Raw genomic sequence first — 1,187 nt, 5'->3', positions numbered from 1 at the left:
CGCGGTCGACCGCGCGCTGCACGCCGCCGACGCCGCCCCCCTCGCCGGTCGCGCGTGGTCGTCCCTCTCGGGCGGTGAACGGCAGCGGGTGCACGTCGCGCGCGCGCTCGCGCAGGAGCCCGAGCTGCTGCTGCTCGACGAGCCGACCAACCACCTCGACGTGAGCGCCCAGCTCGCGCTGCTCGCGTTCGTGCGCGACCTCGGCACCACGACCGTCGCCGCGCTGCACGACCTCAACCTCGCGGCCGCGTTCTGCGAGCACGTCGTCGTGCTGTCCGGCGGTCACCTCGCCGCGGCCGGTCACCCCCGTGAGGTGCTGCGGCCCGCGCTGCTGCGCGAGGTCTACGGCGTCGACGCGGACGTGCTCGAGCACCCGCGCACCGGGCGGCCCGTCATCGCGTTCCACGAGCCCGCGCCCCGCACGGCGCCGGCTCCCGTCCCCGCGGGAGAAGCATGAGGATCACCGTCCTGTCCGGCGGCGTCGGTGGAGCCCGCTTCACCCGGGGGCTGCTCGCGCTGCTGCGCGACCGGCTGCCCGACTGCTCGGGCGGCACGACCGCGCAGGTCACGGTCGTGGCCAACACCGGCGACGACCTCTGGCTGCACGGCGTGCGCGTCTGCCCCGACCTCGACACGCTCATGTACACGCTCGGCGGCGCGGTGCACGAGGAGCAGGGCTGGGGCCGCCGCGACGAGAGCCGCCGCGTGTCCGACGACCTCGCCGCCTACGGGCTCGGCTGGGAGTGGTTCACGCTCGGCGACCTCGACCTCGCGACCCACCTGGCCCGCACCGAGCTGCTGCTGTCGGGCGTCCCGCTGTCGAGCGTGACGGCCCGGCTCGCGGAGCGGTGGAAGCCCGGCGTGACGCTGCTGCCGATGACGGACAGCGAGGTCGAGACGTCGGTCGAGACCGTCGACGGACGGACGATGCACTTCGAGGAGTGGTGGGTGCTGCACCGTGCGGGGATCCCGGCGCGCGCGTTCCACCAGAACGACGTCGCGGTCGCCGCGCCCGCACCGGGCGTGCTCGACGCGCTCGCCGACGCCGACGTCGTGGTCGTGCCGCCGTCGAACCCGGTCGTGTCCGTCGGCACGATCTTCGGCGTGCCCGGCATCCGCGACGCGCTGCGCGCCACGCCCGCCCCGGTCGTCGGCGTCAGCCCGGTGATCGGCGGCGCACCCGTGCG

The 1,187-nt window shown here is 75.7% G+C and carries 2 protein-coding genes; both read left to right on the top strand.

The features are described from left to right. Window positions 1-457 (top strand): ABC transporter ATP-binding protein (locus HGA02_RS19860; protein ID WP_168681139.1); only part of this gene is annotated, 457 nt, incomplete at its 5' end. Next, on the top strand, window positions 454-1,187 hold a 734-nt coding region (gene cofD / locus HGA02_RS19855), incomplete at its 3' end, for a 2-phospho-L-lactate transferase (RefSeq protein WP_168681137.1). The genes HGA02_RS19860 and cofD, both read left to right, overlap by 4 nt.

This window comes from Cellulomonas septica (genome assembly GCF_012396155.1).
GTDB lineage: Bacteria > Actinomycetota > Actinomycetes > Actinomycetales > Cellulomonadaceae > Cellulomonas > Cellulomonas septica.
Note: the sequence above shows the minus strand (reverse complement) of the source record. Positions and strands in the feature narration are given on the sequence as shown.